The following is a 26062-nucleotide window of genomic DNA, read 5'->3' as shown; positions in this document are numbered from 1 at the left end:
AGCTTCGTCACCTCGGCCTCCCGGCCGGCCTGCGCATCTGAAGCCTTGTCGAATGCCTTGGACAGGTTCTCGATGGCTTGCCGTTGTTGCTGCCCATCAGCGGCAGAACAATCGGGAACAGGTCAAGAATCGGATGCGCGCTCGCCTGATTGCGGGGTTCTGGCCATTCAAGCCGCCGCATGGCTACAAACATGTAGATGCCGAAGAGGGGGCAAAACCATAGTCCCAAAAGAGCCCGTCGCATCAATCGTCCAAGATGTTCTGAATGGGTTCGCTTCACGTCGGTTTCGATCGCCAGCCGAGATTAAGCGTTTCCTTGAGATGCAACCTGCGTTCCCTCGCCCAGCAGGGAACGAAGACTGGTACGACGTGATCGACCGCATGCTGCGGAACATTCTCTATACGGGACATCTCGAGTGTCCCAAATGGGGTGTATCTCTTCGGCGCGGAAAGCATCCCCCCTAATATCGCTCGAAACCTTCCGAGCGATACAAGAGAGGCTCAAGGGTAGAAAGAAGGGCGAATCCGAGCGCACAGTCAATGATGAGGATTTCCCACTCCGCGGACTGATTCACTGTGCCAAGTGCGGCAAACGAGTGGGCGGAGGCTGGTCCAAAGGAAATGGCGGCGGCTACTATGCCTACTACTTCTGTCAGAACAGGCGATGTGACCGATAAAAGAAGTCGTTGCCTCGGGAGAAGGTGGAAGAGCGTTTTGAGGCGCTCTTGCATCAGCTCATACCGTCGGGAGAACTCGCCCCGCTGGTCGAGGAGATTTTTCGAACAAGGTGGGAGGCTCGCGCAGCGGCTGTTGAGGAGACTAGGAAACAGCTGTTGCGGGAGAGGGAAGCAGTAGATCGGCAGATCTCTCAGTTCGCCGACCGGATTATCGAGACGAGGATACCCGAGGTGGTTTCTGCCTACGAGCGTCGGATCCGGGATTTGAAGCTTCGCCAAGAGGAGATCGAAGAAAAACTCCGCTACTCGACCGAACGACAGCCCGATTTCGAGCAGACCTTTCGAACCGCACTCGATTTCCTCGCGAACCCTTGGAAACTTTGGCATTCCGACCGCCTGGAGGACCGTCAGGCCGTCGTCAAGCTCGTCTTCAAAGGCAAAATCGAATACTGCGCAAAGGAGGGGTTTCGAACCGCCGAAACCACCTTGCCGTTCAATGTGGTAGCGGCAAATAGCGCAAGAAACTGGGATTTGGTGGAGCCAAGGGGAGTCGAACCCCTGACCTCTTGAATGCCATTCAAGCGCTCTCCCAACTGAGCTATGGCCCCACATTTCCGGCTCTGCCGAGCCGGCGCCGTTGCCGGCGAAGAGGTCTCTTATCGGTCTGTGACCGACGGTGCTGGCTTCTAACGCCGACCGCCGGCAGAATCAAGCCCGCCTTGCAGCGGGTCTGCTGATATTTGTCGCGCCCTCGCGCTCAGTGTTCCTCGTCGTCGTCGCTGACGCCGATAATGCCCTTGACGTCGTCCTCCTCTTCTTCCTCTTCCTCGAGGAAGGTGTCGTCATCGTCGCCCAGATCGACGTCATCGTCGAGATCGGGGATATCCGCATCCTCCGGCTTCGTGTCCTCGTCCGCCTCCTCGAGCGACACGATTTCGGGGCCATCCTCACCCAGCTCCTTGTCTTCAAGATCCTCTTCCTCGTCGATCAAGGATTCCGCAGTGGATTCGAAGAAGCTGCGCGGATAGGATTGTCCTGTATAGGGCGAGACGATCGGATCCTTGTTCAGATCATAGAATTTGCGCCCCGTCTCCGGGCATATGCGCTTCGTGCCGAGTTCGGGTTTTGCCACCGTGCTGCCTCACAATTCTTTTGGGCCGGGTTCCGGCCGAATCCAGCTCTTACGGCGGGCTAAACCAATGCCGCTCCAGCCCTGCCTTTTGCGGTCCCATAACTACAGATCAGGCGGCTGTCAAAGCGAAATGAAAACTCCGCCGCAGCCGCGTTCCCGGCCGCCTGCTACAAACGCTGGCGGGGGATGACCGCGATATTTGGTCATGCTACAGGCTCCGGTCAAGTATCCGGCTCGGAGACCCTCATGACCACCAATTTGCAAGCCCGCCCGGCACTCAGCCGTTTCTCACCCGGATTGACCGGCACAGTGCGCGTTCCAGGAGACAAGTCGATCTCGCACCGCTCCCTGATGTTCGGCAGTCTGGCTTCCGGCGTGACGCGCATTACGGGCCTGCTCGAGGGAGAAGACGTGCTGCGCACAGCCGAGGCCATGAAGACCATGGGTGCCGCGATCGAACGCGAGGGCGGGACCTGGGTCATCCGGGGCACGGGCAATGGCTGTCTTCTCGAACCGAAGGAGCCGCTCGACTTCGGCAATGCCGGTACGGGCGCGCGGCTTACCATGGGGCTCGTCGGCAGCTACGACATGGTGACGCGCTTTGTTGGGGATGCCTCGCTTTCCAAGCGGCCGATGGGACGCGTGCTCGATCCGCTGCGCCAGATGGGCGTGCAGGTGGAGGAGGCGGCTCCCGGCGACCGCCTGCCCATTACGCTCAGGGGGCCGAAGCATGCAGCACCCATCACCTACCGGGTACCCATGGCTTCTGCGCAGGTGAAATCCGCCGTGCTGCTTGCCGGGCTCAATACGCCGGGCATCACCACCGTGATCGAGCCCGTCATGACACGCGACCACACCGAAAAGATGCTCGCGGGCTTCGGCGCCGAGATCGAGGTGGAAGTGGATGCGGAGGGCGCAAGGCATATCCGTCTGCAGGGACAGGGGACGCTGAAGGGGCAGGAAATCGCCGTGCCGGGCGATCCGTCATCTGCGGCCTTCCCGCTGGTGGCGGGCCTCATCGCGCCGGATTCCGACATCACCATCGAAAATGTGCTGATGAACCCCACACGCACCGGCCTCATCCTTACCTTGCAGGAGATGGGCGCGGACATCGCCATCGTGAACCGCCGATTGGCCGGCGGGGAAGAAGTGGCGGATTTGCGCGTGCGTTCCTCCCGGCTCAAGGGTGTGGAGGTTCCGCCGGAGCGCGCGCCAGCCATGATCGATGAATATCCGGTGCTGGCGGTGGCGGCGAGCTTCGCCGAGGGTGAAACCCGCATGCTGGGCATTGAAGAGCTGCGCGTGAAGGAATCGGATCGCCTTTCCGCCGTGGCCGACGGGTTGAAGGCGAATGGCGTCGATTGCACCGAGGGCGAGGCGACGCTTGCGGTGCGCGGCCGCCCGGACGGCAAGGGCCTTGGCGGCGGCCAGGTCGCCACGCATCTCGATCACCGCATTGCCATGTCGTTCCTGGTGCTGGGGCTAGCCGCGGAAAAGCCGGTCACGGTCGATGACCGATCGATGATCGCCACCAGCTTCCCCGAATTCATTCCGTTGATGCAGCGCCTCGGCGCTGAGATCGAGTAGGAAGGCGGGAAGATGGCAGAGAAGAAAGTAGCCATGGTCATCGGCGGAGGGAGCGGCATGGGCGCCGCCGCCGCGCGCCGGCTGGCGGAGGACGGCTTTGCGCTTGCCATCCTCTCCTCTTCCGGAAAGGGTGTGACGTTGGCGGAGGAACTGGGCGGACTCGGCTTCAGGGGTTCCAACCGCTCGGTCGAGAATCTGGAGCGCTTCACCCAGGCGGTACTCGAGCGTTACGGCCGCATTGACGCGGTGGTCAACAGCGCCGGCCACGGCCCGAAGGGCGAGATTCTGGAGATCAGTGACGAAGACTGGCACTCGGCGATGGAGTTCTACCTCCTCAACGTGGTGCGCATCGCCCGTATCGTTACCCCGGTGATGCAGGCGCAGAAGTCCGGCTCCATCGTGAACATCTCGACCTACGCCACCTTCGAGCCCGAGGAGGCCTTCCCCACCTCCGGCGTCTTCCGCGCGGGGCTCGCAGCCTTCACCAAGATCTTTGCTGACAGGTATGCAGCGGACAATGTCCGCATGAACAACGTGCTGCCCGGCTTCATCGACAGCCTGCCGGAAAAGGAGGAGCGCCGCAGCCGCATTCCCATGGGCCGCTACGGTACGACCGGGGAGGTGGCGGAGCTCATTCTCTTCCTTGCATCGGACCGGTCGAGCTACATTACCGGTCAGAATTTGCGCATAGACGGCGGCATAACACGGTCTGTCTGAGATGCGTGAGCGTGTTTTCACCATCGCCATCGACGGGCCGGCCGCCTCGGGCAAGGGTACGCTCGCCCGCAAACTGGCCGCGCATTATGGCCTCCATCATCTCGATACGGGCCTTACCTATCGCGCCGTTGCCAGGGCGCTGCTTGACGCCGGACTGCCGCTCGATAACGAGGCAGCGGCGGAACAGGCGGCGCGCGGAGTCGATCTCGGCACGCTCGACCGGGAAACGCTTTCCGCCCATGGGGTAGGTGAGGCCGCCTCGAAGATCGCGGTGATGTCGGCCGTACGCCGTACGCTGGTTGAGAAACAGAGAGCCTTCGCGAAAACGCCGCCGGGGGCTGTGCTCGACGGGCGCGACATCGGCACGGTGGTTTGCCCCGATGCGGACGTGAAGCTTTACGTGACGGCCAGTGCGGCGGTGCGCGCGGAGCGGCGCTGGCGCGAGATACTCGGGCAGGGCGGAGAGGCCGATTACGAGACCATCCTCGCCGATGTGGAGCGGCGCGATGCTCGCGACATGGCTCGGGCCGACAGTCCGCTTAAACCTGCGGGCGACGCGCACTTGCTAGATACCAGCGAAATGGATATAGAGACGGCGTTTCGCGCCGCCCGTGCCATTGTCGACAAGGTGCTGGCTGCACGGAATTGAACCTGACCGGAATAGCGCTGGCGCCTTCAAAAGGAGGGCACCCGGCGTCTTTCCGGTTTCATGTCTTGCACCTATATGGATGCAGGACGCATGAACCGGTCTGCCCGCATCTTTGTACTGCGCCGGATTTGCCGCTGATCGCGGCCCCTAGGGCCCACGAGGGGCCAGATGCGAGGCTAGGCTAGACGCAACTCGAACCCGCCGGCGCTGCCCCGCACCACGGGGGCTTTTTTCAGGAGATTCAATGTCACAACTCAATCCGTCTCGCGAGGATTTTGCGAGCCTTCTTGAAGAATCCTTCACCGAGCGTGATGTCGCCGAGGGCACCGTCGTCAAGGGTGTCGTCACGGCCATCGAAAAGGACATGGCCATCATTGACGTCGGCCTCAAGGTGGAGGGCCGGGTGCCGCTGAAAGAGTTCGGCGCCAAGGCCAAGGACGGCGAACTGAAGGTCGGCGACGAGGTCGAGGTCTATGTCGAGCGCGTGGAAAATGCGCTGGGCGAGGCTATACTGAGCCGCGAGAAGGCACGCCGCGAGGAGAGCTGGGTCAAGCTCGAAGAGAAGTTCAACAAGGGCGAGCGCGTCGAAGGCGTCATCTTCAACCAAGTCAAGGGCGGCTTCACCGTCGATCTGGATGGTGCCGTTGCCTTCCTGCCGCGCAGCCAGGTGGACATCCGCCCGATCCGCGATGTCACGCCGCTCATGCACACCCCGCAGCCCTTTGAAATCCTCAAGATGGACAAGCGCCGCGGCAACATCGTGGTTTCGCGCCGCACCGTGCTTGAGGAAAGCCGCGCCGAGCAGCGTTCGGAGATCGTGCAGAACCTCGAGGAAGGCCAGGTGGTCGAGGGTGTCGTCAAGAACATCACCGACTACGGCGCGTTCGTGGACCTTGGCGGCATCGACGGCCTGCTACATGTTACTGACATGGCGTGGAGGCGCGTCAACCATCCGACCGAGATCCTGAACATCGGCCAGACGGTAAAGGTGCAGATCATCCGCATCAATCAGGAGACGCACCGCATCTCGCTCGGCATGAAACAGCTTGAGGCCGACCCGTGGGAAGGCATCGGCGGCAAGTATCCGCTGGGCAAGAAGGTACAGGGCCGCGTCACCAACATCACCGACTACGGCGCCTTCGTGGAGCTGGAGCCGGGCATCGAGGGTCTCATCCACGTCTCCGAGATGTCCTGGACCAAGAAGAACGTTCACCCCGGCAAGATCCTATCCACGACGCAGGAAGTCGAGGTGGTCATTCTCGAGGTCGATCCGGTCAAGCGCCGCATCTCGCTGGGCCTCAAGCAGACGCTGGAGAACCCGTGGGAGGCCTTCGCGCGCAACCATCCGGTTGGCTCCGTCGTCGAGGGCGAGGTCAAGAACAAGACCGAGTTCGGCCTGTTCATCGGCCTGGAAGGCGATGTGGACGGCATGGTCCATCTCTCCGACCTCGACTGGACGCGTCCTGGCGAGCAGGTGATCGAGGAGTACAACCGCGGCGACATCGTGAAGGCGCAGGTTCTCGATGTGGACATCGAGAAGGAGCGCATCTCGCTCGGCATCAAGCAGCTTGGCCGCGACGTGGTGGGCGAGGCGGTAGCCTCCGGCGAACTGCGCAAAGGCGCGGTCGTCACCTGCGAGGTCATCGGCGTCAAGGACAACGGCATCGACGTGCGGCTGGTCGACCACGATCTGGAGACGTTCATCAAGCGCTCCGACCTTTCGCGCGACCGCGACGAGCAGCGCCCCGAGCGCTTCGCTCTCGGTCAGAAGGTGGATGCCCGCGTCACCCAGTTCGACAAGAAGACGCGCAAGATCACCGTCTCTATCAAGGCGCTCGAAATCGCCGAGGAAAAGGAGGCCGTGGCCCAGTACGGTTCGACCGACTCCGGCGCCTCGCTTGGCGACATACTGGGCGCCGCGCTCAAGAAGCAGGAGAGGGAGAACGCGAAGGACGAGTAGTCCCCACGCGGTTTACCCAAGAGAAGAGCCCCGCGGCCTGCCGGCCCGCGGGGTTTTTTTTATTAGGCTGACGAAAGTTTCTCTGCCATCAATGTATACGGCTTTGCCGCCACCGCGCGACCTCGCAAGGCGGTGTGCGAACGGACGCCTGGCCGTACTCGACATCACAGGTGGAGTGGAACCGGAACCCGCTCCAGCAGGGCAGCCTCTTCGGAAAGATGCCGCGCTAGGCGCACTCCGAGCGCCATTGAGCTCAGCGTCGGATTCGCCTGGCCTGACGTGGGGAAGACAGCACTTCCGGCAACGAACAGGTTACCACTCCCGAAGACGCGGCAATCGCCATCCACCACTCCGGTGCGCTCATCGGCCCCCATCCGGACCGTACCGATCTGGTGAACGCCATCTCCGGCAAGCTCCATGACGCGGCCTATGCGCTCTCCAGCAGGAAACTGCCAGATCAGCTCCCCAAGGCCTGTTGCCTCCAGCCATCGGGCAAGATGTGCATGGGAGCGCACTACGCCTTCGGCATCCCGTTCGCTGAACCGCAGATCGAGCACCGCTTTGCGCAGGCCGAGCACGTCGCGCTCCTCCGAAAGCCGGACCCTCGATTGGGCGTTCGGCAGATGCTCCGCATGAAAATGAAGCGGATAGCGCATAGCCGCATTGTGAAAATGCAAGCCGGGAAGCCGGCACTGGGAAAAGAGACGCCTGTATAGAAATTGCGGGAGAAAGCCTGCCAACGAGGGCGCGCCGAACAAGACATTGCGCAGGTGGGCAAGCGTGTTGCCGCCATCGCCAATATTGATGCGCCTTAAGGATTCGCTGACCAGCCGTCGGCCGAGCGGAGGAAACGACAGGGCAAGATAGGCTAGCGAAAGGATCGGATCTCGGTGATCAGGGTTCCGCATGGCCGGCAGAGTCGGCCAGAACGAAACATTGGGAAGCGACGCGCGCTGCTGGTGCGCGGCACTTGCGGTGATGCGGCGGCGGGCATAGGCAATGTCATCGGCGAGGAAGAAGCCAAAGCTACGGTCAAGCCGCCGGTTGGAAAATCGGATTTCGGCAATCGCGCCGGAAAGATGTCCCATATAGTAGCGGCCGAGCGGGCCGCTGGCTCCGCCGAAGAGACCGGGATTTTCCGCCTGCACGGCCAGAAGCAGGCGCGCCGTTTCCACGCCGCCGCAAGCGAGAACGAAGGCCCGGGCGCGCACGAGGCCGTCTCTGCTGTCGCGAGTTCTGACCTCCAATGCGGCGAGCCGCTCATCCGGCCCGAACCGCATACCCGTGGCGGTAGCTCCGAGATAGGTTCTGATCAGCCGGGACCGGGCTACCGCATCCCGGTAAGCGACCAGAAAACTTGGCGGGTCGGCATAGCGCATCAGCCTGTCGACGACGAAATGGTCGTTCTCGATCACTACACCCTCGACAGGAAGCGCGAATCGCAGCCCGCAATGCGCGTAGCGGCAGGCATCGGGCAGATACCGCGCAAACTCGTCATAGGAGATCGGCCAGCGTGCGTCGCAGATGGTCCGCCGCTCGAAATCGATGGGGTCCAGCGGCACGCATCCGGCCCCCCACAGATTGGAGGTTCCGCCGAACCGCCTCTGTACCGCAAGCATCATATCCGTGTTGCGTGCGGCGTCCGCGGTGATGGCGTGCGAAAGCCCCTGAATGTCAGGCTCGATCTCAAACGTCCCCGACTCCAGGAGCGTCACCTCCAGGCCGTGCCGGGCAAGCTCCAGTGCCAGGACAATGCCAACGGGACCGGCTCCGACAACGCAAATGTTGTGCGTGCGACCATAGAGGTCCGCCGAATCGCCGATGAACATGTCGCCCCCCTTCGCGGCAACTCCTGAGTGCCGGCCGGAAACGGCCAGCCTCCTCAGTGGTAGCAGACCGCCGAGCCGGCGCGCAGAAGGCAAAATGGATGATCACGGGCTCCGCAGGCTCGGCAAAATGGCTTATATGCCAGAGGTTGATTTGTTTGCCGGAGGCGGAAGAGGTTCCGCCATCCAAGATGGAACGGGCCGCCCCTCTGTCTACCAGTGCGGCGGCTTCGTCACCGGTGCCGGCGGTGTTGCCTGCTCTTCCAGCGCGAGGAAGCGCTCGGTCAGGAGATCGAGCTTTTTCCTGAGCCTGTCGATCTCCTTCCATTGCTCCGCCACCTGTGTCGAAAGCTCCTCTATGGTCCGCTCCTGCTCGGCGGCGATCACCTCAAGCTTTACCAGGCGCTCCTCGCTCATGGTTTTCTTCTCCGCTCACGACGCTATTTCACGACCGAATTGACAATCCACAGCCGGTCTGTCGAGACTATGGCCGGTTGGCAGCCTAGTGGCCACGTGCTACCTGACCGGCCAAACCATAAGAAGCAGGGGAAGGCGGCTGGCCCATGGCGCATGCTGCAATCGAACTGAAGGGCATCGACAAGAGTTTCGGCAGCGTCCATGCCAACCGCAACATCAGCCTAACAATTCCGGCCGGCACGATCCACGGCATCATCGGCGAAAACGGCGCCGGAAAATCCACCCTCATGTCGATCCTCTACGGCTTCTATCAGGCCGACCGGGGAGAGATTTTCGTCAAGGGCGAACGCGCAGCGATCCTGTCTTCGAGCGATGCGATCGCGCGCGGCATCGGCATGGTGCACCAGCATTTCATGCTCGTGCACAATTTCACCGTGCTGGAGAATGTCATTCTGGGGGCGGAGGGTGAGCCGCTGCTTAAAACCTCCATCGCCAAGGCGCGTTCGGAGCTCAACCGGCTGGAGCGGGATTACGGGCTGGAGGTCGATCCCGACGCCATCATCGAGGATCTGCCGGTCGGCCTGCAGCAGCGGGTGGAAATCCTCAAGGCTCTCTATCGCGGCGCGGAAATCCTGATCCTCGACGAGCCGACGGGCGTGCTGACACCCGCGGAGGCCGACCATCTCTTCCGCATCCTCCTCCAGCTCAAGAAGGAGGGCAAGACCATCGTGCTCATCACGCACAAACTGCGTGAGATCATGGCTGTGACCGACAATGTCTCGGTCATGCGGCAGGGCGCTCTGGTTGCCACCCGCAAGACCGCCGAGACTACGGTGGAGGAGCTTGCGGAGCTCATGGTGGGCCGTCGGGTGCTCCTGCGCGTGGAGAAGAGCCCCGTCAGCGCTGGTGACGTGCTTTTGTCCGTCAGGAATCTGACCGTCCGGGACTCGCGCGGCGTCACTATGGTGGACGGTGTCTCCTTCGACGTGCGCGCGGGCGAGATCGTGGGCATTGCCGGCGTGGCCGGCAACGGTCAGACGGAGCTTCTGGAGACGATCACCGGCATCCGCGAGGCCGCATCGGGAAGCGTTTTCCTCGCCGGGCGGCCCGTGGCCGTAACCGGAGGAGCGGATCCGGCCGATCTGCGCGAGCGCGGCATGGCCCATGTGCCGGAGGATCGGCACCATATGGGCCTGGTCCTTCCCTTCGAGGAAAACGAAAACGCCATTCTGGGTTATCACCGGCAAAAGAAATACCTGAAAGGTCCCTTCCTCGACATCGACGCGATCCGCCAGGACGCGCGCGAGAAGATCGAGAAATACGACATCCGGCCTGCCGACTGCCGGCTGAAGACGGCAAATTTCTCCGGCGGCAATCAGCAGAAGATCGTGCTTTCGCGTGAGATGGAGCAGGACCCCGACGTGCTGATCGTGGGCCAGCCCACGCGCGGGGTGGATGTAGGCGCCATCGAATTCATCCATCGGCGCCTGGTGGAGATGCGGGACAAGGGCAAGGCCGTCCTGCTCGTGTCCGTGGAGCTGGATGAAATCCGCTCGCTGTCCGACCGCATCCTCGTGATGTTCTCAGGCCGCATCGTAGGCGAGCGCGGCCCCGACGCGACGGAAGGCGAGCTCGGCCTCCTGATGGCCGGTGTAGAGGGGAAGGAGGCTGCCGCGTAATGAGCGCGCCCTATGCCAAGCTGCCTGCCTGGGCCGATTATGGGCTCATTCCGCTCATCAATCTCACCGTCGCCTTCATCGTCGCGGGGCTGGTGGTGCTGCTCGTGGGTGAAAATCCGCTGCGGGCCGCGGTCATTCTCGTTGACGGCGCGCTCGGGCGAGGCCAGGCCATCGCCTACACGCTCTACTACGCGACGAGCTTCATCTTCACGGGTCTTGCCGTTGCGGTCGCGTTCCACTGCAGCCTCTTCAACATCGGCGGCGAAGGCCAGGCCTATGTAGGCGGTCTGGGCGTGGCGCTGGCCTGCCTCGCCTTCGACAGAGTGTTTCCATGGTGGCTCACCTTTCCGATCGCGATCGCAGGCGCTGCGGTCTTCGGCGCAGCCTGGGCGCTGATCCCCGCCTATCTGCAGGCGAGGCGCGGCTCCCACATCGTGATTACAACGATCATGTTCAATTTCATCGCGGCCAGCTTGATGGTCTATCTGCTGGTCAACGTCCTGAAACCGCCCACGCTCCAGGCGCCTTCGACGCGCACGTTTCTGGAAGGCGGCCAGCTGCCCAAGCTCAATTTCATGATCGAGGCGATGGGGCTTTCCGTGCGCTCTTCGCCCTTCAACGTCTCTTTCCTGCTGGCGCTGCTCGCGGCCTTCCTCGTCTGGGTGCTGATCTGGCGCACCCGGCTCGGCTATGAAATCCGCACACGCGGGCACAGCCCCAAGGCGGCGCGTTATGCGGGGATCGGCGAGGCGCGCATCATCATCGTCACAATGCTGATCTCGGGCGCGCTTGCCGGCATGATGGCGCTCAACCCCGTCATGGGCGACCAGAACCGCCTGCAGATCGACTTCGTCACCGGTGCGGGCTTCGTCGGCATCGCCGTCGCACTGATGGGCCGCTCGCATCCGGCGGGCATCGTGCCGGCGGCCATCCTGTTCGGCATGCTCTATCAGGGCGGCGCGGAACTCGCCTTCGAGATGCCGGGCATCTCGCGTGACATGATCGTCATCATCCAGGGACTTGTCATCCTGTTCGCCGGTGCGCTGGAGCACATGTTCCGGCCCAGCCTGCAGACGCTCTTTGCCACCGTCAGGCCAGCCTCGGTGGGCGCGAAAGCGGAACGGGCGGGAGGCGTTTGACATGCAGTTGTTCGACACGCTCGTCTTCCTGCTCGATTCGACGGTCAGGCTTTCGGTGCCGCTGCTGCTTGCCGCGCTCGCGGGCCTTTATTCGGAGCGTTCGGGCGTCTTTGACATTGGCCTTGAAGGCAAGATGCTGGCCGGCGCGTTCGCCGCAGGCGCGGCGGCGGCTGTTACCGGCTCCGCCTGGGTCGGGTTGATCGCGGCGGTGGCTATATCGCTGCTCTTGTCGCTGGTGCATGGCTTCGCCTCCATAACCCATCGCGGAAACCAGATCGTCTCCGGTGTGGCGATCAACTTCATCGCCGCCGGCTCCACCATCATTCTCGGCCAGGCATGGTTCTCCCAGGGCGGACGCACGCCGCTACTTTCAGACGATGCGCGGCTCGGCGCTATCCGGCTTCCCTTCGCGGAGGCGGTCGCTGACGTTCCCATCATCGGCCAGATCTATTCCGACCTTCTCTCCGGCCACTCCATCCTTGCCTATGTGGCCTTTCTCATGGTGCCGTTCACCTGGTGGGTGCTGTTCCGCACCCGCTTTGGCCTCAGGCTCAGGGCGGTTGGCGAGAACCCTGCGGCGGTGGACACGGCGGGAATCTCCGTTGCCTGGCTGCGCTACCGCGCGGTGATGTGCACCGGAATCCTCACCGGCCTTGCGGGCACCTATTTGGCGCTGTCACAGAATGCCGGTTTCGTGAAGGACATGACGGCAGGGCGCGGCTTCATTGCCCTTGCGGCCCTCATCTTCGCCAAGTGGCGGCCGGTGCCGGTGATGTTCGCCTGTCTGCTTTTCGGGTTTCTGGATGCCTTCTCGATCCGTATCCAGGGCACGCCCCTGCCCTTCATCGGGCAGGTGCCGGTGCAGTTTATGCAGGCCTTGCCCTACATCCTTACCGTCGTCCTGCTCGCCGGTTTCATCGGGCAGGCTATTCCGCCGCGCGCAGGCGGCGTGCCTTATGTGAAGGAGCGATAGAATGGCAGCAGAAGAACTGTTCCGCGCGGCCAAGGCGGCAATGGAGCGCGCCTACGCGCCCTATTCGCGCTTTCCGGTGGGGGCGGCGGTCCGCATCGAAAGCGGCGCGGTGCATGCGGGCTGCAACATCGAGAACGCCTCCTATCCCGAAGGATGGTGCGCGGAGACGACGGCTCTCGGTCATATGATCATGGCGGGTGGCGGAAAAGTGACCGACATTGCCGTCGTGGCGGAAAAGATGCCGCGCATCATGCCCTGCGGCGGTTGCCGCCAGCGCCTGTCGGAATTTGTTGCCGAAGACGCGAGGCTCCATTTGTGTGACGTCAATGGCGTGCTGGAGACCGTGCCCTTCTCATCGATCTTCCCGCGCGCCTTCGATCTGGATCCGGCGGCATGACCAAGGCCGCCGATATTCTGTCCGAACGGCTGAAGGGTCTTTCGCCCAAGCTGGCGCTCATTCTGGGCTCGGGCCTTGGCGGACTTGCCAGTGAGGTTGAGGACGCCGTCCGCATACCCTACGCCGATCTTCCGGGCTTCCCGCAAAGCGGCGTGTCGGGCCATGCGGGCGAGCTGGTGGCGGGGCATTTGGCCGGCAAGCCCGTCATCGTGCTGTCGGGCCGCGCCCATTACTACGAGCGCGGCGACGCCGCTGCTATGAGACCTGCCCTCGAAGCGCTGACGGCGGTTGGGGTGGAGGCGCTGATCCTCACCAATGCCGCCGGATCGCTGAAGCCCGACATGCCCGGCGGCTCGGTGATGATGATCGAGGATCACATCAATTTTTCCGGCATGAACCCGCTGATCGGCGAGGAGACAGACAGCCGCTTCGTCGGCATGAGCGAGGCCTATGACGCTGAGATGCGCCAGGCCCTGGAAAGCGCGGCGGCAACGGCGGGCGAGACGCTACACAAGGGTGTCTATATGTGGTTCTCCGGCCCCAGCTTCGAGACGCCGGCGGAAGTCCGCATGGCGTGCGTGCTTGGGGCGGATGCCGTCGGCATGTCCACCGTGCCGGAGGTGATACTCGCCCGCTTTATGGGGCTCCGCGTAGCGGCCTGCTCGGTCATCACTAATCTTGCTGCGGGGCTCTCGCCCGGCGAGCTCTCGCATGAGGAAACCAAGGACATGGCGCCTATTGGTGGCGCGAAGCTCGCGCGCATCCTGACGCAATTCATGCGCGATGGCGCGGCGGGAATCTGAGCATGGCGCTGCCGCAGGAAATCATCCGCCGCAAGCGAGACGGGAAAGTCCTCACGCGAACGGAAATTGCCGAATTCGTATCCGGGCTCGTCACCGGAGCATGGAGCGAAGGGCAGATCGCGGCTTTTGCCATGGCCACTCTGCTAAAGGGGATGGACCGCGAGGAGACCGTCGCCCTGACGCTCGAAATGCGGGATTCCGGCACGGTGCTCGACTGGACGTTCCTGCCGGGGCCGGCCACCGACAAGCATTCGACGGGCGGCGTCGGGGACAATGTTTCCCTGATGCTGGCGCCCATCGTGGCGGCATGCGGTGCCTATGTGCCGATGATCTCGGGGCGCGGGCTTGGCCACACGGGCGGCACGCTCGATAAAATGGATTCCATTCCGGGCTATGTGAGCCAGCCGGTGCAGGGCGATTTTGAGAAGACGGTGCGGGCCGCAGGTTGCGCCATCATTGGCCAGACCTCCGATCTCGCGCCGGCCGACCGCCGTTTCTATGCTGTGCGCGATGTCACGGGCACCGTGGAATCCGTCCCGCTGATCACCGCCTCCATCCTGTCGAAAAAGCTCGCGGCAGGCCTGCAATCGCTGGTGCTGGATGTCAAGACCGGGAATGGCGCATTCATGGCCGAAAGGCAGGATGCCGTCGCCCTTGCAAAAAGTCTGGTCGAAGTCGCCGGCGGAGCGGGGCTCGCCTCCACTGCCCTGATCACCGACATGAACGAGCCTTTGGCGACCGCGGCGGGGAACGCGGTTGAGGTGCAGAACGCGGTCGATTTTTTGACCGGCCGGGCGCGTGATGCGCGGCTCGAAGAGGTGACTCTGGCGCTCGCTGCGGAAATGCTGGTTGCCGCAAGTCTCGCCCCCGATGCGGATTCCGGACGGGAACAGACCCTGAAGGCGCTCGACAGCGGAATGGCCGCGGAACGCTTCGGCCGCATGGTGGCGGAGCTTGGCGGGCCAGCCGATTTTGTCGAGCGGGCGGAGCATTATCTGCCGCAAGCGCCGATGGAGATTGCCGTCAAAGCCGGGCGCAGCGGCTTTGTCGGGAAGATCGATACACGCGGTCTCGGCCTTGCCGTGGTGGAGCTTGGCGGCGGGCGGCGCAGGCCGGAGGATGCGGTAGACCATGCCGTAGGCCTTACGCGAATCCTCCCGATTGGAACGGAAGTGCGGGAGGGCGATGCGCTTGCCTTCGTTCATGCGCGCTCAGAGGCGGATGCGGAGTGCGCTGCGAAAGCTGTGCGCAATGCCTACGGCATCGTTGAGGAGCCGCCAGCGGTAAATACGCCGATCCTGGATAAGATCACTGCCTGATTCGCGGCCGACGCAGAAGAGTGGTGGCTACTTTGTGCCGTACATGCGGTCGCCCGCATCCCCGAGGCCCGGCACAATATATCCGCGCTCGTTCAGCCTTTCGTCGATCGAGGCGGTGAAAATCGGCACGTCCGGGTGGACGGAGCGGAAATGCGCGATCCCCTCGGGGGCGGCAAGCAGGCATAGGAAACGCAGGTTTGTTGCGCCCCGCTGCTTCAGCTTGTCCACTGCCGCCACGGCGGAATTTGCCGTCGCCAGCATGGGGTCGACAACGATCACCAGCCGGTTTTCGAGATCGCTCGGCGCCTTGAAGAAATACTCGATCGCCTGCAGCGTCTCGTGATCCCGGTAAAGTCCGATATGGGCGACGCGCGCCGCTGGAACGAGGTCGAGCATCCCGTCGAGCAGGCCGTTGCCCGCGCGCAGCACTGAAGCAAAGACGAGCTTCTTCCCCTCCAGCGTGGGCGCTTCCATCCGCGTCAAAGGCGTCTCGATGGTGCGCGTCGTCAGCTCCAGATCGCGCGTCACCTCGTAGCAAAGAAGAAGCGAAATCTCGCGCAGCAGGCGGCGGAAACCTGCGGTCGAGGTTTCCTTGTCGCGCATGATCGTCAGCTTGTGCTGGACAAGTGGATGATCGACGACGGTTACGCCCTGCATTACCCTGCTCCGCGATATTTCTGCTCAACCGGGACAATAACGGCAAAGCACGCGCCGGAACACCGTGCCCGGGCCGCCGGCCAACAATTTTTGCTTCCTCAGGCGGGCTGCTCTTGCGCGTCGAGGCGGGACAACAGCCTGCCGCGCGTTTCCTCATCCACGAAGGCCGCCTCCAGAGCCGTTCGGGTCACCGATCGCAGCGCGGTCTCGTTAAGCCCGAAATGCTCCGCGGCAACGGCATATTCACGCGCAAGGTTTGTGTGGAAGTGCGGTGGATCGTCGGAATTGAGCGTGATGCGGCAGCCGGCTGCAACAAGCTGCGGCAGCGGGTGGTGCGCGTAGTCGGGGAAGACGCCGAGAACGATGTTGGAAACCGGGCAGACCTCCAGCACGATACCCTCATCCGCGATGCGGCGCACGAGTTCGGGGTTTTCGATGGCGCGGACGCCGTGCCCAATGCGCGAGGGGCGGGTATGGTCGAGTGCGGCTTCCACGCTCTCCGCGCCCGCGAACTCGCCTGCATGAATGGTGATGCCAAAGCCCGCCTCCCGGGCAATCGCGAAGGCGCGGGAAAAGTCGCGCGGATGGCCAACGCGCTCGTCTCCTGCCACGCCGAATCCGGTGACCAGCGGGTGTCCGCACCGCGCTGCGAAGCTCGCCGCCTTCTCCACCGCTTCTGGCCCGAAATGGCGCACGCCGGTTACGATCATGCGTGCCTCGATGCCCGTTGCGGCGCGGGCACGCATGATGCCTTCGCCGAGGCTATCCGTATAGGCCTGCGCCGAAAGTCCGGCGCGCTCGGCGTGATCGGGCGAGGTGAAGAATTCGGCATAGATCGCACCCTGGGCCGCCAGCTCCTTCAGATAAGTTTCGGCAAGCAGCGCGTAGTCTTCGGGCGTACGAAACAGGCTTGCAGCCCTGTCGTAGGCGGATAGAAAGGTGGTGAAGTCGTGCCAGAAATACGCGCCGTCGCGGATGAAACCGGAGACGTCGGCGCCATATTTCCGCGCCTGTTCTTCGATAAGGCGAGGGGAGGCCGCCCCCTCGATGTGGCAGTGCAGTTCGGCCTTGAGCACCATGCGATCCCTCTCCTTTCGGGGCAAGGCCGGAAAGGATCTTTGGGAAGACCGCTCGCCGGCTCTTAGCCGTAGTCAGGAGCCTATCCGGCAGGAGAGGCAACTGAAAAGTGCCTTGCTGAAGGTCGCAGGCTTACCGTCCGTGAGGCGCCGCCGCGGCTTCCCGTGCTGAGATCATCTTGTGCAGATGCACCATCATGGCCGCGGCAAAGAGCGGCGTGAGAAGATTGAGTAGAGGGATCGCCACAAACGCCGCGATCACGAAGCCCGCGAGAAACACGGTGCCCGCATGGCGGCGGCGCAGCGCCTTGGCGTCGGCTTCGTTACGGAAGCGCATCGCGGCAAACTCAAAGAACTCGCGGCTCAACAGATAGGCATTCAATACGAAGAAGGCGATGAGGTTCACCCCAGGCAGGAGGAGCAGCAGCAGCGCAAGAAGGTTGCCGAGAATGACGACGCTAAAGAACTTGAGCGAAAGGACGATGCTGCGCATCAGCGGCACGGCCTTGCCCGGCGGGTCCTGCGGATAGCTCTCCCGCTCGACGGCCTCGGCCACGTCATCAAGGAAGATGCCGGCCACGATGGCCGTTACCGGTGCCACCAGAAGGGCCAGCGCGACCGCGAGCCCCAGACCGGCCACGATCGCGGCGGCGAGACCCAGCCAGCCTGCCCAGGCAGGCAATCCCGGAATGAGCGCATCGAGCCACGGCATGGCATAGGTATCGAAAAGCCTCTGCAGGGCGAACCAAAGACCAGCGAGGATCAGGATTGTCAGGCCCAGCGACTTGAAGAAGGCGCCGCGGAACGGTGGCGAGAAGAGCTGGCGGGCTGCGGCGCGCGCGGCATCCAAAATCATTCGGGTCGGGTTCCCTCTGAGACAAGCGTTCCGGCGCGAGATAGGGTAGCCGGCATGCCTGCGCAAGCAGCACGGGCGATCGACCCAGCTTAGCAAGGGGTTGTTGCTTCAGAAAAAAGGGGCGGCAGCGCCGCCCCAGATACACGGTCCGCTTATGGTTGCCCCGTCCCCTATCTGTTGCGCCTGCGCTCCGAAGCCGGCTGATAGGAAAGGCGTGAATGATAGGTGCAATACGGGCCGGACTCGCCCACATCATTACCGCAGAAACTGAATTCTTCGGTAAGAGGATCCCCGTTTGGCCATTTGCAGGTGCGTTCGGTAAGCTGCACCAGCTTCAGATTGCGCGAAATCGGCACCACGACATCTTCCACGGGAAGCACGTGCTCGTAAGCGATGGCGTCCTCCTGGAACTGGACCTTTAACGCGGTAGCGCCGATGGAGGTTGCGACCGGTCGCGCCACGGTGCGCTGCCGCCGCTGCGCAGCCGTAGCGCTGCTGGCAGGCGTGGCCGCCTTTTTCTGCCGCGGGGCCGCTCCGCCCGCCCGCCCGCGGCTGGACAGCTTCAGACGGTGCACCTTGCCGATGACGGCATTGCGGCTCACACCGCCGAGCTGCGCTGCGATTTGGCTCGCGCTCAGACCTTCCGCCCAAAGCTTTTTCAGCAGTTCGACGCGTTCGTCCGTCCAGTTCATCGCGAAACGCTCCTGCAAAGGCGCGCGCGGAATCCGAACCCCTGCTCCAACTGGATTACCCAGGTGGGCCCCACATTTACACGGGTATGTTGGTCCGCCGCACGAAATCTAGTTTTAACATCGCCAAACTACATTACCGGTTGACTCCGTGACAAGAGCACCTCCGGTCCGGGCGAATCGCTTTTCACGGTTTTCCCCAACTTGGCGCCCTTCGCGCCAGGAAGCGGTGAATGCTTGGCGGGACCCTCGCGTTTGCGTTGACTTCACATGGCAAAACCATGATAAAAGGCGCAGCCTTGCCGCCCTTCGGGCGGCTTTTTGGTTTGATTGGCCGGGTCATGCCGCTAAACAGCGGCACATGTCTCAGGTCTATGCTTGAGGACACTAAAACTCCGGAGAACGTCACGATGAGCGGTTCGGCGCTTTACAACACATTTGCTCGGCTCCCGCTTGCCTTCGAGCGTGGGGAGGGATGCTGGCTGATGACCGCCGACGGGACGCGATATCTGGACTTCGCCTCGGGCATAGCCGTGAACTCGCTGGGCCACGCCCATCCGCATCTGGTTGCCGCTCTCACGAACCAGGCGAGCACTCTCTGGCACGTTTCCAACCTCTATGAAATTCCGGGCCAGAACAGGCTGGGCGAGCGGCTGGTGGAAGCGACTTTCGCCGACAAGGTCTTCTTCACCAATTCGGGCGCCGAAGCGCTGGAATGCGCCATCAAGACCGCGCGGCGCTATCACTATGTACGCGGTGAGGAAAACCGCATCCGCATCATCACATTCGAAGGCGCCTTCCATGGCCGCACACTGGCGACGATCGCCGCCGGCGGCCAGAAGAAATATCTAGAGGGTTTCGGCCCCAAGGTGGAGGGCTTCGACCAGGTACCTTACGGGGATCTGGAGGCGGCCGAAAAGGCAGTGGGGCCGGACACGGCCGCCATCCTCGTCGAACCTATCCAGGGCGAGGGCGGCATCCGCGTGCCGCCGGGGTCCTTCTTGCGTGGCCTGCGCGAGCTTTGCGACCGACACGGCCTGCTTCTCATCGTGGACGAGGTGCAGACCGGGATTGGCCGGACAGGCAAGTTCCTCGCCCATGAATGGTCCGGCATAAACCCCGACATCGCAGCCGTGGCCAAGGGCATCGGCGGGGGTTTCCCCATGGGCGCGTGCCTAGCGACCGAGGAGGCGGCAAGCGGCATGGTGCCCGGCGTGCACGGAACCACGTTCGGCGGCAATCCGCTTGCCATGGCGGTCGGCAACGCCGTGCTCGACGTCGTTCTTGAGGACGGGTTCCTCGAAGAGGTCGCCCGCAAGGGGCTTCTGCTCAAACAGGGGCTTGCCGCGATCGCGGACGAATTCCCCGGCGTGATCGAGGAAATCCGTGGCACGGGACTTCTGCTCGGCATTCGTTGCAAGATAGCGAACACGAAGCTGCTCGATGCTATGCGCGCCGAAAAGATGCTAGGCGCGCCGGCCGGAGACAATGTGATCCGTCTCCTTCCGCCGCTCATCGTCAGCGAGGAGGAGATCAAGGAGGCGCTGGAGCGGGTACGCCGGGCCATGCGGACGGTTGCGGAAGCGGATGCCGCTGCGGAAGAGAGGGCGCAGGCATGACGCGGCATTTCATCGATCTTTCCGCCGTCTCGGCCGCCGACCTTCGCTTTATGCTGGATGATGCGCGGGCGCGTAAGGCGCGCCTCAAGGCAGGCGAGCGCGAAAAGCCCTTCGAAGGCAAGGTGCTTGCGATGATCTTCGACAAGCCATCGACGCGCACGCGCGTCTCTTTCGACGTGGCGATGCGTCAGCTTGGCGGGGAGACGATCATGCTGACGGGCGCGGAAATGCAGCTCGGCCGCAGCGAGACCATCGCGGACACGGCCAAGGTGCTGTCGCGCTATGTCGATGCCATCATGATCCGCACCACGGCGCATGCGCGGCTTCTGGAACTTGCCGAAAACGCCACGGTGCCGGTCATCAACGGCCTTACGGATGATACCCATCCCTGCCAGATCATGGCCGATATCATGACCTACGAAGAGCATCGCGGCAGCGTGAAGGACAAGCTCTTTGCCTGGTCCGGCGACGGAAACAACGTCCTGCACTCGTTCATGGAGGCTTCGGCCCGCTTCGGTTTCCGGCTCAATATTGCCGTGCCGGTTGGAAGCGAGCCTCAGGCTCACTATCTGGAGTGGGCGAAGGCCAATGGCGGCCGGGTTACGTTGATGCACGACCCGCAGGAAGCGGTTCGCGACGCCGATTGCGTCGTCACGGATACCTGGGTCTCCATGGGCCAGGAGCACCGCGCACGCGGTCACAATGTGTTCCAGCCCTATCAGGTGAATGAAAAGCTTATGAGCCTTGCGAAAAAGGACGCCCTCTTCATGCACTGCCTGCCCGCCCATCGCGGCGAGGAGGTGACCGATGCGGTGATCGACGGCCCGCACTCGGTGGTGTTCGACGAGGCGGAAAACCGTCTGCACGCGCAGAAAGCCGTGCTTGCCTGGTGCCTCGGATCGTGAGCAGCACAAGACTGGGCGAATTCGGATTCGCCGGCGACGATCACGTGGTGCCCTTCGCGGTCGAGGCGCTCGACGTACGCGGACGCGCCGTGCAGGTCGGTCCCATGATCGATCAGATTCTGGCGCGCCACAACTATCCGGAGCCGGTCGCGCGGCTTCTGGCCGAAGTGATCGTACTCACGGTTTTACTCGGCAGCTCGCTCAAGTTCAGCGGCAAGTTCATTGTTCAGACCCGTTCAGATGGGCCGGTGGACATGCTGGTGGCCGATCTCACCACGCCGAGCGCGGTGCGTGCCTATGCCCGTTTCGAGGAAGAACGCCTGTGGGAGGCGGTCGCGCGGGGCGAGGATTCGCCCGAGGCCCTTCTGGGCAAGGGCGTGCTGGCGCTCACCATCGACCAGGGCCCTTATATGCAGCGCTATCAGGGCATTGTGGAGCTCAACGGCTCGACGCTGGAGGAGGTGGCGCGCACCTATTTCCGCCAGTCGGAGCAGATACCGACTGAGGTGCGCCTTGGTGTCGCGCGCATCGTCGTGCCGGGTGAGAACGGCGGCGCCGAGCGCTGGCGCGCCGGGGGCCTGCTGATCCAGTTTCTGCCTGAATCGGCGGAGCGCAGCCGCATGGCTGATCTGCCGGGCGGCGATGGTGACGAGCAAGATGCGGGCAATGGCCATCCGCAGGACAACGCCTGGCAGGAGGCGCTTGCGCTGATGGCGACCGTGGAGACGGACGAGCTTCTCGACCCCACCGTCGGTGCCGAGCGTCTGCTCTACCGGCTGTTCCACGAGCATGGCGTGCGCGTCTACGAGGGCACCGACGTGATGGACCAGTGCTCCTGCTCGCGCGAGAAGATCAGGGCCATCCTCGACGGCTTCACCGCCGAAGAGATCGAGGAAAGCACAGAAAACGGCGTGATCCGCGCGAGCTGCCAGTTTTGCTCCAAGGAATATGTCTTCGATCCGGCGGAATTCGACGGCAGGTAGTCAGTTCAGGGAGACTTGTTCGCCGGGCATGTCGAGCGAGAAGGCCGGAATGTCCACCTCGAACAGATTGCCCCGATGCGTCTGCATGGTGTAGCGGCCGACCATGATTCCGGAGGAGGTGGTGAGCGGGCAGCCGGAGGTATACTGGTAGACATCGCCGGGCTGCAGCTCCGGCTGCTCCCCTACGACGCCCTCTCCCGCCACCTCCTGCACGCGGCCAAGCCCATCGGTAATATGCCAATAGCGCGACAGAAGCCGCACCGTCTCGGCGGAATGGTTGGCAATGGTGATCTGGTAGGCCCAGACGTATCGGCCCTCCTCCGGGTCGGAATGGTCCGGCAGGAAGAAGGGCTCGACGCATACTTCGATGTCGTGGGTCACCGCTCGATACATGGTCGCATCCACGGCCGCAGTTGCAAGGCCCCACCTCACATCGCAACTGATGTGACCTGCATGTGATCTATGTCGGACAAGGCGGCAGATCAATGTTGAAGCAGCGCATGCACCTGCATCTTGCTTGCCGACGCCATTGGGCGCTGCTACATGCGCGCGCATGACCGATACGCCGCTCAAGAACATCCGCAACTTCTCCATCGTCGCCCATATCGACCACGGGAAGTCGACGCTCGCCGACCGGCTCATCCAGATGACCGGCTCGCTCGAGGAGCGCGAGATGAAGGAGCAGGTGCTCGATTCCATGGACATCGAGCGCGAGCGCGGGATTACCATCAAGGCCAACACCGTGCGGCTTGAATATGACGCGCGCGACGGCCAGCATTATGTTCTCAATCTTATTGACACGCCGGGGCATGTGGACTTCGCCTATGAAGTCTCCCGCTCGCTGGCGGCTTGTGAAGGCTCGCTGCTGGTGGTGGACGCCAGCCAGGGTGTCGAAGCGCAGACGCTCGCCAATGTCTATCAGGCCATCGACAACGATCACGAGATCGTTCCCGTCCTGAACAAGATCGACCTTCCCGCCGCCGAGCCCGAGCGCGTGAAGCAGCAGATCGAGGAAGTGATCGGGCTCGACGCCTCCGATGCCATCGAGATCTCCGCGAAGACGGGGCTCGGCGTCGAGGAGGTGCTGGAGGCAATCGTCCACCGCCTCCCGCCGCCGCGCGAAGGTGATGCCGAGGCTCCGCTCAAGGCGCTCCTCGTCGATTCCTGGTACGATTCCTATCTCGGCGTCATCGTGCTTGTGCGCATCATCGACGGCGTGCTGAGAAAAGGCCAGACCATCCGCATGATGGGCACGGGCGCACGCTATCCGGTCGAGCGCGTGGGTGTCATGACGCCCAAGATGGTGATGGTCGACTCCCTGAACCCCGGCGAGATCGGCTTCATCACCGCCTCCATTAAGGAAGTGGCCGACACCCGCGTGGGCGACACCATCACCGATGACAAGCGCCCCACTGACAAGCCGCTGCCGGGCTTCAAGCCAGCCCAGCCGGTGGTGTTCTGCGGCCTCTTCCCGGTTGACGCCGCCGACTTCGAGGATCTGCGCGCCGCCGTCGGCAAGCTCCGGCTCAACGACGCCTCCTTCTCCTATGAAATGGAAACCTCCGCCGCGCTTGGCTTCGGCTTCCGCTGCGGCTTCCTGGGCCTCCTGCACCTTGAAATCATCCAGGAGCGGCTGTCGCGCGAGTTCGACCTCGATCTCATCGCCACCGCTCCCTCGGTCGTCTACCGCATGAATCTCACCGACGGTCGGCAGGTCGAACTCCACAACCCCGCGGACATGCCGGACCCGGTGAAAATCGTTTCCATCGAGGAACCGTGGATTCGCGCCACCATCCTCACGCCCGACGAGCATCTGGGCGCGATCCTGAAGCTCTGTCAGGAGCGGCGCGGTATCCAGGTAGACTTGTCCTATGCCGGCAACCGCGCCATGGTCATCTACGACCTGCCGCTCAACGAAGTCGTATTCGACTTCTACGACAAGCTGAAATCCATCAGCCGCGGCTATGCGAGCTTCGACTACCAGCTCACCGACTACCGCGAGGGCGATCTGGTCAAGATGCAGATTCTGGTGAATGGCGAGCCGGTCGATGCTCTCTCCATGCTCGTCCACCGCTCCCAGGCGGAGCGGCGCGGCCGCGCCATGTGCGAGAAGCTGAAGGAGCTCATCCCGCAGCACATGTTCCAGATCCCGATCCAGGCGGCGATCGGCGGCCGCATCATCGCGCGCGAGACTATCCGGGCGCTCAGGAAGGACGTGACGGCCAAGTGCTACGGCGGCGACGTCACCCGCAAGCGCAAGCTCCTTGAGAAGCAGAAGGAAGGCAAGAAGCGCATGCGCCAGTTCGGCAAGGTGGAGATCCCCCAGGAGGCGTTTATCCAGGCGCTGAAGATGGGGGATTGAGAAGCCTTCCCTTGGGGTTGCTCCGTACATGCCGAAGACGTGATCACTGAGCGCGAACCTCAGCGCGAATGGATCGAACGCACGGTTCGCAGTCCGGAATGGACAGTACCCGTCCAAGGCGACCCGGCGTCGAGCGCCGCTTCCGGACAATTCCCGAATATGGCGGTCGTGCGCTGCGTGTCGCCTGCTATGGAAACAGCAACGGAAATAAAATTACAGCGTTCTTCGACCGCGACGCGAAAAGACCGCGATGAAACCGACTGTAAAATACCGGCCCGAGGACAACGCGGCCTATATCTGCTTTTCTTCGGCCAAGGTGCTCGAAAGCGCAGAGGTGTCGCCGGATGTCGTCTTTGACTTCGACGCTGAAGGCCACGTCGTCGGCATCGAACTGCTGGATGCACGGTCGCAACTATCTGCAGACGTGCTGAATGAAGCGGCATGAAAGCGGCGCCTTAAGGCAGTCGGGAGCGCCAAAGAGAGGCGGCGTTCCAGCCTCTTTAAGGGTGGCAGCTGGGCAACCACCCCGCCATTACGAAAAATAACCATATCCGAATGCTCCATAATCGCCCCATCGGCTAGGGGACTTCCTGCTCCTGCAATGGCCTGATGCAACGTGCCGGAGCCGCAAGGGCACCGATCTGCATCGACTTGGCAAGGACCGGATGTCCGGACATGCCCGCACTGTGCGGGAAAGCTGGTTTCACGTGCTGGATTTCAGCGGAGGCGCCTATTCGGCGCCCTCTTTCATCTCCGGGATTTCCCACCGGCGGCTAATGTCGGGAAGGTCCGCGTCTGGTCGTCAGGATCGGTATCGCTGTCATTTCGTAGGTGTGGAATCTCCTGATGCAGATAATCTCCCAGCTTTGGCCAACTAAAGGCGACAAGAACGATCAGCATTCCCAACCAATCGGCGGGCGCCCATCGGAGTCCTCAACCCGCAGAGCGCCCGCGAACGCGCAAACGTCTACAAACGCAGAAGAGGCGTTCGACGGATCGATGATTTTCAACGAGCGGATGGAAGAGAATTTCCAGAAGCTCATGAAGATGAGGTATGGGCACAAGGGCGCAAACGAGTATCCGCCGGTGCCGCGAGCATCATCTACCTCGTTGTTCAAACAATTTCTTACCTATTATGGGCTCCTCGGCGGGATGGGCGGAAATACTCCCTTACTCAATCCCCAAGGGGCCGAGGCCATGCCGCCCGTGGCTTCCCTCGCTGGAAACCCTCCCTCTCAAACAACCGCTTTGCCTGCTCTATCAGAAACGGAATCCAGCATTGACACCGTTAACGCCCAGCTTGATCAAGGGCGACTCCAGCTCGTCAAACCGGAGATCAATGACGTCAGCCTGCCGAGAAGCAAGCGAGCGGTAATTGAGGTTGCTCCGCTGCACGGTAATCTGCCCGTGTGCCCATCCTCGCTGGTCGCTGCTCGTATCCAGGCAGCCCGCGAGCTTATGGGCAGTGCCGCCGACGGCAAAGATGATGAAGAAGTGCTTGATGCCGCGAACAGAATTCACGTTCAAGCCCAACGTCACCCTGATCGCATCTTTACAGAAGAATGACCTGCTCCCCTGGAAAGTCCTCGTTTTGAGGTTAGCCTGTTCCCTGAAAGAGGAGACGGGTAATGAAACGATCC

At 62.7% G+C, this 26062-nt stretch carries 25 protein-coding genes and 1 tRNA gene; 16 read left to right on the top strand and 10 right to left on the bottom strand.

Annotated elements, in window-relative coordinates; genetic code table 11:
- Positions 1-461: 461 nt before the first annotated feature.
- The 3 genes from NYR54_RS17995 to NYR54_RS17985 all read right to left on the bottom strand — a co-directional run bounded on the left by NYR54_RS17995 (position 462) and on the right by NYR54_RS17985 (position 1809).
- Entirely contained in the window at positions 462-1064 is a 603-nt protein-coding gene (locus tag NYR54_RS17995; RefSeq protein WP_261517108.1) for a hypothetical protein, read from the bottom strand.
- Positions 1065-1209: 145 nt separating this feature from the next.
- Positions 1210-1285 (bottom strand) — tRNA-Ala (locus NYR54_RS17990).
- A gap of 149 nt (positions 1286-1434) precedes the next feature.
- Positions 1435-1809 (bottom strand): TIGR02300 family protein, encoded by a 375-nt coding sequence (locus NYR54_RS17985; RefSeq protein ID WP_261517107.1) that lies wholly within the window; start codon positions 1807-1809, stop codon positions 1435-1437.
- A 246-nt stretch (positions 1810-2055) separates the two neighbouring features.
- Here NYR54_RS17985 and aroA point away from each other — a divergent pair, with 246 nt between their 5' ends.
- The 4 genes from aroA (at position 2056) to rpsA (ending at position 6722) form a co-directional block, all read left to right on the top strand.
- Positions 2056-3396: a 3-phosphoshikimate 1-carboxyvinyltransferase gene (aroA, locus tag NYR54_RS17980; protein ID WP_261517106.1), complete on the top strand. Its 1341-nt coding sequence runs from the start codon at positions 2056-2058 to the stop codon at positions 3394-3396.
- A gap of 12 nt (positions 3397-3408) precedes the next feature.
- On the top strand, positions 3409-4113 hold the full coding sequence (locus NYR54_RS17975; RefSeq protein WP_261517105.1) for an SDR family oxidoreductase: 705 nt from the start codon (positions 3409-3411) through the stop codon (positions 4111-4113).
- A 1-nt stretch (position 4114) separates the two neighbouring features.
- Positions 4115-4762 carry a (d)CMP kinase gene (gene cmk, locus NYR54_RS17970; protein WP_261517104.1) on the top strand — a complete coding sequence of 216 codons (648 nt, stop codon included), beginning with the start codon at positions 4115-4117 and terminating at the stop codon, positions 4760-4762.
- Positions 4763-5006: 244 nt separating this feature from the next.
- Positions 5007-6722, top strand: coding sequence for a 30S ribosomal protein S1 (gene rpsA / locus NYR54_RS17965; RefSeq protein ID WP_261517103.1), 1716 nt, complete (start codon positions 5007-5009; stop codon positions 6720-6722).
- A 164-nt stretch (positions 6723-6886) separates the two neighbouring features.
- Here the strand turns inward: rpsA and NYR54_RS17960 are convergent, their stop codons facing one another.
- Positions 6887-8551, bottom strand: a complete 1665-nt coding sequence (locus NYR54_RS17960; protein WP_261517102.1) for a GMC oxidoreductase — start codon at positions 8549-8551, stop codon at positions 6887-6889.
- A 210-nt stretch (positions 8552-8761) separates the two neighbouring features.
- Positions 8762-8965 (bottom strand): SlyX family protein, encoded by a 204-nt coding sequence (locus NYR54_RS17955; protein WP_261517101.1) that lies wholly within the window; start codon positions 8963-8965, stop codon positions 8762-8764.
- Between the two features lie 146 nt (positions 8966-9111).
- On the opposite strand from NYR54_RS17955, the gene NYR54_RS17950 reads away from it, so the two are divergent.
- From NYR54_RS17950 to deoA, 6 genes are read left to right on the top strand one after another with little or no spacing between them, the layout of a single operon-like run.
- Entirely contained in the window at positions 9112-10644 is a 1533-nt protein-coding gene (locus NYR54_RS17950; protein ID WP_261517100.1) for an ABC transporter ATP-binding protein, read from the top strand.
- Positions 10644-11783 (top strand): ABC transporter permease, encoded by a 1140-nt coding sequence (locus NYR54_RS17945; RefSeq protein WP_261517099.1) that lies wholly within the window; start codon positions 10644-10646, stop codon positions 11781-11783. Before NYR54_RS17950 ends, NYR54_RS17945 begins: the two co-directional genes overlap by 1 nt.
- 1 nt (position 11784) lies before the next feature.
- Entirely contained in the window at positions 11785-12756 is a 972-nt protein-coding gene (locus tag NYR54_RS17940; protein ID WP_261517098.1) for an ABC transporter permease, read from the top strand.
- Position 12757: 1 nt separating this feature from the next.
- Positions 12758-13153, top strand: a complete 396-nt coding sequence (locus NYR54_RS17935) for a cytidine deaminase (protein ID WP_261517097.1) — start codon at positions 12758-12760, stop codon at positions 13151-13153.
- Positions 13150-13956 (top strand): purine-nucleoside phosphorylase, encoded by an 807-nt coding sequence (locus NYR54_RS17930; RefSeq protein ID WP_261517096.1) that lies wholly within the window; start codon positions 13150-13152, stop codon positions 13954-13956. Before NYR54_RS17935 ends, NYR54_RS17930 begins: the two co-directional genes overlap by 4 nt.
- 2 nt (positions 13957-13958) lie before the next feature.
- Positions 13959-15275: a thymidine phosphorylase gene (gene deoA / locus NYR54_RS17925; RefSeq protein ID WP_261517095.1), complete on the top strand. Its 1317-nt coding sequence runs from the start codon at positions 13959-13961 to the stop codon at positions 15273-15275.
- A 27-nt stretch (positions 15276-15302) separates the two neighbouring features.
- Here the strand turns inward: deoA and upp are convergent, their stop codons facing one another.
- The 4 genes from upp to NYR54_RS17905 form a co-directional block, all read right to left on the bottom strand.
- Positions 15303-15932, bottom strand: coding sequence for a uracil phosphoribosyltransferase (gene upp / locus NYR54_RS17920; RefSeq protein WP_261517094.1), 630 nt, complete (start codon positions 15930-15932; stop codon positions 15303-15305).
- Between the two features lie 98 nt (positions 15933-16030).
- The gene (locus NYR54_RS17915) at positions 16031-17011 is read right to left on the bottom strand and encodes an adenosine deaminase (RefSeq protein ID WP_261517093.1); all 981 of its coding nucleotides are present in this window, start codon (positions 17009-17011) and stop codon (positions 16031-16033) included.
- Positions 17012-17141: 130 nt separating this feature from the next.
- Positions 17142-17864 (bottom strand): sulfate transporter family protein, encoded by a 723-nt coding sequence (locus NYR54_RS17910; protein ID WP_261517092.1) that lies wholly within the window; start codon positions 17862-17864, stop codon positions 17142-17144.
- Positions 17865-18034: 170 nt separating this feature from the next.
- Positions 18035-18556: a GcrA family cell cycle regulator gene (locus NYR54_RS17905; RefSeq protein WP_261517091.1), complete on the bottom strand. Its 522-nt coding sequence runs from the start codon at positions 18554-18556 to the stop codon at positions 18035-18037.
- Between the two features lie 407 nt (positions 18557-18963).
- Here NYR54_RS17905 and NYR54_RS17900 point away from each other — a divergent pair, with 407 nt between their 5' ends.
- Genes NYR54_RS17900 through NYR54_RS17890 form a run of 3 tightly spaced genes read left to right on the top strand, consistent with a single transcriptional unit; the run spans position 18964 to position 22060 of the window.
- Positions 18964-20172, top strand: coding sequence for an aspartate aminotransferase family protein (locus NYR54_RS17900; RefSeq protein WP_261517090.1), 1209 nt, complete (start codon positions 18964-18966; stop codon positions 20170-20172).
- Entirely contained in the window at positions 20169-21077 is a 909-nt protein-coding gene (gene argF / locus NYR54_RS17895) for an ornithine carbamoyltransferase (protein WP_261517089.1), read from the top strand. The genes NYR54_RS17900 and argF overlap by 4 nt, the downstream gene beginning before the upstream one ends.
- Complete coding sequence (locus NYR54_RS17890; RefSeq protein ID WP_261517109.1) at positions 21071-22060, top strand: Hsp33 family molecular chaperone; 990 nt, start codon at positions 21071-21073, stop codon at positions 22058-22060. Before argF ends, NYR54_RS17890 begins: the two co-directional genes overlap by 7 nt.
- Here the strand turns inward: NYR54_RS17890 and apaG are convergent, their stop codons facing one another.
- The gene (gene apaG, locus NYR54_RS17885) at positions 22061-22453 is read right to left on the bottom strand and encodes a Co2+/Mg2+ efflux protein ApaG (RefSeq protein WP_261517088.1); all 393 of its coding nucleotides are present in this window, start codon (positions 22451-22453) and stop codon (positions 22061-22063) included.
- A 160-nt stretch (positions 22454-22613) separates the two neighbouring features.
- On the opposite strand from apaG, the gene lepA reads away from it, so the two are divergent.
- From lepA to NYR54_RS17870, 3 genes are all read left to right on the top strand, one after another.
- On the top strand, positions 22614-24422 hold the full coding sequence (gene lepA / locus NYR54_RS17880; RefSeq protein WP_261517087.1) for a translation elongation factor 4: 1809 nt from the start codon (positions 22614-22616) through the stop codon (positions 24420-24422).
- Between the two features lie 250 nt (positions 24423-24672).
- Complete coding sequence (locus NYR54_RS17875) at positions 24673-24867, top strand: DUF2283 domain-containing protein (protein WP_261517086.1); 195 nt, start codon at positions 24673-24675, stop codon at positions 24865-24867.
- Positions 24868-25268: 401 nt separating this feature from the next.
- A complete protein-coding gene (locus NYR54_RS17870; RefSeq protein WP_261517085.1) occupies positions 25269-25988 on the top strand; it encodes a hypothetical protein in 720 nt (239 codons plus the stop codon).
- The last annotated feature ends 74 nt before the right edge of the window (positions 25989-26062 follow it).

This window comes from Chelativorans petroleitrophicus (assembly GCF_025398195.1).
Lineage (GTDB): Bacteria > Pseudomonadota > Alphaproteobacteria > Rhizobiales > Rhizobiaceae > Chelativorans > Chelativorans petroleitrophicus.
Note: the sequence above shows the minus strand (reverse complement) of the source record. Positions and strands in the feature narration are given on the sequence as shown.